Annotated in this window: 8 protein-coding genes; all 8 read left to right on the top strand. The window is 67.5% G+C overall.

What is annotated here, in order from left to right; translation table 11 throughout:
• Positions 1-74: 74 nt before the first annotated feature.
• Positions 75-863, top strand: coding sequence for a DUF364 domain-containing protein (locus Q0176_RS06310; RefSeq protein ID WP_299300356.1), 789 nt, complete (start codon positions 75-77; stop codon positions 861-863).
• Positions 864-928: 65 nt separating this feature from the next.
• Positions 929-1,549 carry a class I SAM-dependent methyltransferase gene (locus Q0176_RS06305; protein ID WP_299300354.1) on the top strand — a complete coding sequence of 207 codons (621 nt, stop codon included), beginning with the start codon at positions 929-931 and terminating at the stop codon, positions 1,547-1,549.
• Between the two features lies 1 nt (position 1,550).
• Positions 1,551-2,570 carry an iron ABC transporter permease gene (locus tag Q0176_RS06300; RefSeq protein WP_299300352.1) on the top strand — a complete coding sequence of 340 codons (1,020 nt, stop codon included), beginning with the start codon at positions 1,551-1,553 and terminating at the stop codon, positions 2,568-2,570.
• Between the two features lie 5 nt (positions 2,571-2,575).
• Positions 2,576-3,376, top strand: a complete 801-nt coding sequence (locus Q0176_RS06295; RefSeq protein WP_299300350.1) for an ABC transporter ATP-binding protein — start codon at positions 2,576-2,578, stop codon at positions 3,374-3,376.
• 139 nt (positions 3,377-3,515) lie between these two features.
• The gene (locus Q0176_RS06290) at positions 3,516-4,616 is read left to right on the top strand and encodes an ABC transporter substrate-binding protein (protein WP_299300348.1); all 1,101 of its coding nucleotides are present in this window, start codon (positions 3,516-3,518) and stop codon (positions 4,614-4,616) included.
• Positions 4,617-4,646: 30 nt separating this feature from the next.
• Positions 4,647-5,873, top strand: coding sequence for a molybdopterin-binding protein (locus tag Q0176_RS06285; RefSeq protein ID WP_299300346.1), 1,227 nt, complete (start codon positions 4,647-4,649; stop codon positions 5,871-5,873).
• 73 nt (positions 5,874-5,946) lie between these two features.
• Complete coding sequence (locus Q0176_RS06280) at positions 5,947-6,747, top strand: iron ABC transporter permease (RefSeq protein WP_299300343.1); 801 nt, start codon at positions 5,947-5,949, stop codon at positions 6,745-6,747.
• Positions 6,748-6,759: 12 nt separating this feature from the next.
• Positions 6,760-7,485, top strand: a complete 726-nt coding sequence (locus Q0176_RS06275) for an ABC transporter substrate-binding protein (RefSeq protein WP_299300341.1) — start codon at positions 6,760-6,762, stop codon at positions 7,483-7,485.
• Positions 7,486-7,663 lie beyond the last annotated feature (178 nt).

Raw genomic sequence — 7,663 nt, 5'->3', positions numbered from 1 at the left:
AATGAAGGGGATTCTCGAGATATTTTTAAAAACAATACGACAATAGCCGTTTCCGTGCGAAAGGGGTGGCTGCCATGTGGCGCCTGTACGACGAACTGATTGCGGGGATCCCTTCCGGCATCGCCGTGAGCTCCTACAACATCGCCTGCCGATGGACGACGGTCGTTGCGGGCGGAAACACCGGCGTCGCCCACACGACGCATGGAGGGGGCCCCGGCCGCCTGCACCGCGGGCCCCTGACGGGCATGGCGCTGCGGGATGCGGCGGCCCTGTCCAAATCCTGGAATTTTCTGGAGGCCACCCTGGGCGTCGCGGCCCTGAACGCCTACTACAACTCCTGGGACAGGGTCCGGGCACTCCCCGGCTTCGAGGCGGCCGGCGAGCCGAGGGACGACATCGAGAGCCGGACGGAGAAGAACGCCTTTTATGCGTTCCGCGACGAGATCGCGGGGAAAAGGGTGGCCATCATCGGGCACTTCCCCCACATCGAGGAGCTGATAGCGCCGCTGTGCCGGCTCTCCATCCTGGAGCGCGACCCCGTGCCGGGCGACTACCCCGACAGCGCCTGCGAGTACATCCTGCCCGAGCAGGACTACGTCTTCATCACCGGCATGACCCTCGTCAACAAGACGCTGCCGCGCCTCCTGCAGATTTGCCGGGACGCCAAGGTGTCTCTGGTGGGACCTACGGTGCCGCTTTCCCCCGTCCTCTTCGGACACGGCGCCGACAACCTCTCCGGGTTCGTCTGCACGGAGCCGGAGAGGCTGGACGAGGCCATCCGGCGGGGCTGCTCGATGGAGATCTTCACGGGAGGGCGCATGGTCAGCATCGACGGGCCCCGCTCCGGGAGGCGTCCGGGATGACCGCCGCGAACGGTCCGGAGGGGAGGGGGCCCATAGTCCCAATAAATACAGGGGGGAGTTCCAACATGGAAAACGCCCTGGAGTACGACGCGATCGCCAGCGGGGTCTTCGCGCCGCTGTACCCGGTGGTGGCGGAGGCCATTCTGGAGCGCACCGGCGTCCTCTCGGGGAGGATGCTGGACGTCGGCTGCGGAGGCGGACATCTGGGCTTCGCCGTGATGGAGCGGGCCCCGTTCGAGGGGTGGCTTGTCGACGTGTCCCCCGATGCCGTGGAGCTCTGCCGTGAGCGCTCGCTTGGCCGGGGGCTGGGGGACAGGTGCCGCTGCCTCGTCGGGGACGTCCATGCCCTGCCCTTCGAGGACGCCTTCTTCGACCTCGTGGTCAGCCGGGGGTCCATGGGCTTCTGGCGCGACTACCCCCTGGCGTTTGGGGAGATCCGCAGGGTGCTGAAGCCCGGGGGAAGGGCCTATGTCGGCGGCGGGCTCGGGAACCGGGAGACGTTCGAGCGCATCCGGGCGCGGATGCGGGAGCTCGAGCCGGACTGGCCCGCCAACATCAAAAAGCGGCAGCGCAGCGTGTCCACCGTCGAGCTCCGCGGCATCATCGAGCGCACCGGGCTCGGGTGCCGCGTCGTGGAAAACGAGGACGAGGGGCGATGGTTCGTCCTGTCGAGGCCGGGGGCCTGACATGGGACCGCGTCCGAGGCTCCTCCCGAGGGGGCTGAAATGGTCCTTGATGGCCGCCGCCCCCGTCGTCCTGTTCTTCCTGTCCTTCGCGATCGGCAGGTATCCCATCGGGGCCGGAGAGCTTGCCGCCGCCGTCTGGCACCGCATCCTCGACCCGTCCCCGATCGCCGACGGCAGGATGGCGACGGTGCTGTTCAACATCAGGCTGCCGCGGGTCCTCGCCGTCATGCTGGTGGGGGCCGGGCTGTCGGTCGCCGGGGCCGCCTATCAGGGGCTCTTCAAAAATCCCATCGTGTCCCCCGACATCCTGGGGGCCTCGGCGGGCGCGGGGTTCGGCGCCGCTCTGGGGCTGCTGCTGGGCCTGGGGCTGGGCGCAATACAGGCCCTTGCCCTGGTCGGGGGCATCGCGGCGGTCCTGTTCACGGTCCTCGTCAACAGGACCCTGTCCCGGGACCCCCTGCTGGGGCTCGTCCTCGGCGGCATCATGGTGAGCACCCTCTGTTCCGCCTTCACGTCCTGCACCAAGCTGGTCGCCGACTCCGACGGCAGGCTGCCCGCCATCACCTTCTGGCTGATGGGCGGCTTCCACGCGATGACCCGCTCGAAGCTCCTCGCCATCCTCGCGCCCATCTCCCTGTCCCTGGGCGTCCTGTACGCCATGGGCTGGCGGCTGAACGTCCTGTCCTTCGGGGAGGACGAGGCCCGGAGCCTGGGGGTCGAGCCAAGGCGGGTGCGTTTTGCCGTCATCCTGGCCGCCACGCTCATCACGGCGTCGTCCGTGTCGGTCGCCGGGATGGTGGGGTGGGTCGGCCTCGTCATCCCCCATCTGGGACGCGCCCTCGTCGGCGCGGACTTCCGGGCGCTGCTTCCCGCAAGCGCGCTGCTGGGCGCCAGCTACCTGCTGGTCGTGGACGACGTCGTGCGCAATGCGGCGAGCGTGGAGATCCCCATCGGCATCCTGACGGCCATCCTGGGGGTGCCGTTCTTCCTGGCGGTCTACCGGGCGAGCTCGAGGAGGTGACGCGGGTGCTGGAGGTCTCCGGCCTGTGCGTCGGGTATGGGAGGGAGGATGTTTTGCGGGACGTGTCCTTCGCGATGGCCGAGGGGGAGTTCGTCTGCGTCCTCGGCGCCAACGGCTGCGGCAAGACCACCCTGCTCAAGGCCATCCTGGGGATACTGAGGCCGGGGCGGGGCGGGGTGACCCTGTGCGGCGAGGAGGTCCACCGGCTGGACGCGGGGCGGCTGGCCCGCCGCGTCGCCTACATCCCCCAGGCGCACGTGCCGCCCTTCCCGTTCCGGGTGCGGGAGGTGGTGATGATGGGGCGGACGCCCTACCTCGGCTATCTGGCCCGGCCCGGGGCCGAGGACCGCAAAATTGTCGACGAGGTCCTGGAGACGCTGGACATCGGGTGGATGGCCGACCGCGTCTACACGAAGCTCTCCGGGGGGCAGCGCCAGATGGTGCTCGTGGCCCGGGCCCTGGCGCAGCGGCCGAGGCTCCTGGTGATGGACGAGCCGACGGCGAGCCTTGACTTCGGGAACCAGTACGCGGTGCTCGACCGGGTGCGCCGCCTCTCGGACGGCGGCATGGGGGTCCTCATGGTCACGCACGATCCCGACCACGCGTTCTTCTGCGCCGACTCCGTCCTGACGATGAAGGACGGACGCGTCCTGGAGCATGGGCCGCCGCGCCGCGTCATCCGCGAGGACTCCATGCGGGCCATCTACCGCACCCCCGTAAGGATATCCGACGTCGACGTGGGCGGGGGAACCGCGTCCGTCTGCGTTCCGATCCGCAGCCCCAGGCCCGGGGCGTCCCCGGAGTGAGGGGATGCAATGAAGGGTATGCAATGAAGGCAGTCGATGAAGGCAGGCGTTGAAACTCCCCGCCGAACGGGGTTCGAGGGAGGAAGCCGGTCCGGAGAGATCCGGGCTGGAAAATCTGATTCCGAAGGAGAGATGTATCGTGAGAAAGCGTTCAGGTCTGTCTGCACTGCTTCTGGTGTTGATGCTCGTCATGGCTCCGCTGGCCACGGCCGCCGAGGTGGGCGCGCCCGTCGCCGCGGGGGTAAGCGTAACCGACTCCGTGGGGCGGACGGTGACCGTCCCGGAGCCGGAGCATCTGAAGAAGGTCTATGTGACCAGCCCCGTCGGCTTCATCTTCCTGTACACGCTGGACTTCGAAAGGCTGGCGGGCACGCCGATGAAGTTCAACGAACAGGAGCTGAAGTATCTGAATCCCGCCTGCGCGGACATGCCCCTGCTGGGCGGCATGCAGATGGGCAAACAGCTCAACCGCGAGGCGATCATCGATGCGGGGACGCAGCTGCTGATCTCGGTGGGCCCGGGGAAGCCGAAGGACACCGACGCCTCCCAAGCCGACGAGCTGCAGGAGCAGCTGGGGATCCCGGTGGTCGTCGTGGACGCTTCGATGGAGAACATCGAGGGGGCCTACGAATTTCTGGGCCGCCTCCTGGGGCGTGAGGAGCGCGCCGCCAGGCTGGCCGCCTACTGCAGGAGGGTGCTGGACGACGTGAAGAAGAAGATCTCCACGGTCCCCGAGGAGAAGCGCGTCAGCGTGTACTATGCCGAGGGGCCCGACGGCCTCAGCACCGAGCCCGCCTCATCCAGCCACGCCACGGTGCTGAGGATTGCCGGGGCCAGAAACGTCGCGGACGTCAAGGCCGTCTCGGGAGGCGGCATGTCGCCGGTGTCCCTGGAGCAGGTCCTGAACTGGAACCCCGAGGTCATCATCGCGTGGGAGGACTATCGCGGCGGCGCACATGGAAAGATCAAGAGCGATCCGGACTGGGCGAGCATCCGGGCCGTGAAGGACGGCCGCGTCTACGCCATGCCGAACACCCCCTTCAGCTGGATCGACCGTCCTCCCTCGGTTAACCGCTTCCTGGGCATCCAGTGGATCGCCAGCCTGCTCTATCCCGAGGCCTACAACGCCGACTTCCGGGCGGCGACCCGGGAGTTCTACGACCTGTTCTACGCGGTGAAGCTGACGGACGACCAGCTCGACGACCTCCTGAAGAACGCGGTGAGCGCCCCGAAGCGGTAGGGGACGGTCCCTTATAACTGGAGGTTTCTTATGAGTGCTTCGAGATTCTCGGGGCTCGGCAGCCTTCCCACGCGTGGGGAGGTGCTGGAGGCCCTGTTTGCGCTGTGGCATCCCGATCTTCCGGCCGAGACGGTCTCCGTTGAGGACGCCCTTGGCCGCGTGACGGCCGGGGAGTGCCGTTCCCGGCTCAACCTGCCGGTGGTGCGCGCCTCCTCCGGGGACGGGATCGCGGTCGATTCCGAACGGTTCCGGGACGGCGTTCCGGACACCTCGGGCTGGGAGATGGGAAGGGATTTCGTCCGCGCCGACACCGGGGACGACTTCGACGACCGGTTCGACGCCGTCATCATGATCGAGGACGTGGACATCGGGGAGGGTGGACGGCTTCGCATCCGCGACGGGGTGACGGTGCGGAAGGGGGACAACGTCCGCCCCTCCGGGAGCACCGTGAGGGAGGGCGAGCTGCTGGCGCCGAAGCACGTGCCGCTGCGGCCCAGGGACCTGGCCTGCCTCCACCTGGGGGGCGTCTGGGATGTCCCGGTGCTGAGGAAGCCCGCGGTCGCCTTCATCCCGACGGGAAACGAGCTCGTGCCCCCGCGCAGCGCGGTGGTGCGCGGGAAGAACGTCGACACCAACAGCGTGCTCGCCCGGACCAGCCTTCAGCTTCTGGGCGCGGAGCCGCTCCTCTACCCCATCGTCCCCGACGATCGGGCGATGCTCGACCGGACGCTGGACGACGCCCTGGGCAGGGCGGACATCGTCATCCTCAACGGCGGCTCCTCCAAGGGGGGCGAGGACCACAACGCCCGCTTGCTGCACGATAGGGGAAAGGTGCTGTGCCACGGGGTCGCCGCGGCGCCGGGCCGGCCGCTGTGCGCGGCGATGGTGGAGGGCAAGCCCGTCGTCAACCTTCCGGGCCCCTTCATCGCGGCCTATCACGGCTTCGAGTGGTGCATCGGCGCCCTGGTGTCGTACTGCCTGCACCAGCCCAGGCCCGAGCGCCGCACCCTGGAGGCGACGCTGGACGGCGATCTGCCGGGGTCGGACAAGATCTCGCTTCTCTGCAGCCTCGACGTGCGGCTTGGCGCGGACGGCGGGTACGTCGCCCACCCCATCGACTTCAGGCAATCGTCGTCGGCACGGACGGCGGCGGCCAACGCGCAGTACATGACGTCGCTGGGCGGCCCGCCCCCGAGGGCGGGCGACAGGATCGTGGTGGAGCTGCTGAGGGAGCCGGGGAGCATCGTGCGCTCGTGATCGTGGGATCGGGGCGGGGAATGGGCCGTTTCGGGAAGGGGCGGGCAGGGCTGTGATGGGGAGCAGGAACCGGTTGATCGGGACGTTTGTGCTGGCATTGGCGGTCACCGCCGTCGTCTGTCTTGGGCTTGGGCGGTTTTCCGTGCCCTTCCTGCAGTCCCTGCGCATCCTGGTGAACGCGTTCACCCCGTGGCGCCTCGAGACGACCTGGAGCGACAGGATGGAGAGCGTGATCCTCGCCGTGCGCCTGCCCAGGCTGATGGGGGCCATGCTTGTGGGTTCGGCCCTCTCCCTCTCGGGCGCCGCGTATCAGAGCCTGTTCCGGAATCCCCTGGTCTCGCCCGACCTTCTCGGGATCTCCAGCGGGGCGTGCGTGGGGGCGGCCTTCGCCATCCTGCTGGAACTGCCCGCCCCGCTGGTTCAGCTGTCGGCGTTGGGGACGGGGCTGCTCACGGTGTTCCTGACGACCCTGATCCCCGGGCTGTTCCGCAATCGGTCCTCGCTGATGCTGGTGCTCTCGGGGGTCATCATGTCCGGGTTCATGAGCGCGCTTCTCGGGATCGCGAAGTACGTGGCCGATCCCGAGAACCATCTGGCCTCCATCGTCTATTGGACCATGGGGTCCTTCTCCAACGTCAGGATGAAGGACGTGCTGCTGATAGCGCCACCGATCCTTGCCGCCATGGCGGCGCTGCTTCTTCTGCGCTGGCGGGTCAACCTCCTCTCCCTGGGAGATGCGGAGGCCGGGAGCCTGGGGGTCAACGTCAGGAGGGCCCGCGGCGTGACCATCCTGTGCTCGACCGTCCTGACGGCCTGCGCGGTGTGCCTTTGCGGGACCATCGGCTGGGCCGGGCGCCCTACATGGGGCTCTTGAACGTCCCGGGCGATGCTGTTCTGGAATGCGTATCCGGAGGTCATCGAGTCCCTGAACAAGGTGGGCATACCTGTGATCGTGACGCAGCTCAAGGACGACGGCATCGACACCCGCGAGGAGTTCGTGGCGCTGAAGAAGAAGGAAATCATGCTGGTGGGGGAGGTCTTTGGAGGCACGGCCCTCGAGAAGGCCCGGAAATGGTGCGACTACGTCGACAGGACGGTCGGTTACGTCACCGGCCGCACCGGCGGGCTGGACCCGGCGTCCCTGCCCTCCGTATACTACGTGCGGGGCCCCGAATCGGTGAGCATCCACGGCGGCGAGTCCTATACCCGGTACCTCGTGGACCTGGCCGGCGGCGAACTGGTCAGCAGGAAGGACCGCAAGCTGCTCTACACCACCACGATGGAGCAGGTCATGGAGTGGAACCCGGCCTATATCTTCATGGGCAGGGTGAACAACGTCGAGCTGATCACGAAGGACCCCGCCTGGGCGCCCATCCGTGCCGTGAAGGACGGGAACGTCTACGTGAACCTCAGAAGCGTGGGCCCGACCGACTACAGCACCGACTGCTTCCTCCTGATGGAACAGATCGCCAAGACCCTGCATCCCGACCTGTTCGGGGACCTGGATATGGTTCGGGAGGTGAAGGACTACTTTGCCGAGTTCTACGGGTGCCCCATAAGCGACCGGGAGGCGGAGTACGTCCTGACCTTCAAGGGCCCCGACAGGCAATAGGCCGGGGACGGCGCATACGGGGTCCGCGGATTTTCTGCCCTTCCGAAGGGTGAGGCCCGGGGGAAAATTCTCCCCGGGCCGTTTTTATTCCGAGTTCTAAATCATTCGTATGCTGCGTTTAAGCAGATGACCGCCTCTTCGGGGCTGGTAGGTACCGAATGGCGTGTCAGTCGCTTAC

The organism is uncultured Fretibacterium sp. (genome assembly GCF_938040765.1).
Taxonomy (GTDB): domain Bacteria; phylum Synergistota; class Synergistia; order Synergistales; family Aminobacteriaceae; genus CAJPSE01.
This window is presented reverse-complemented; position numbering and strand designations above follow the sequence as displayed.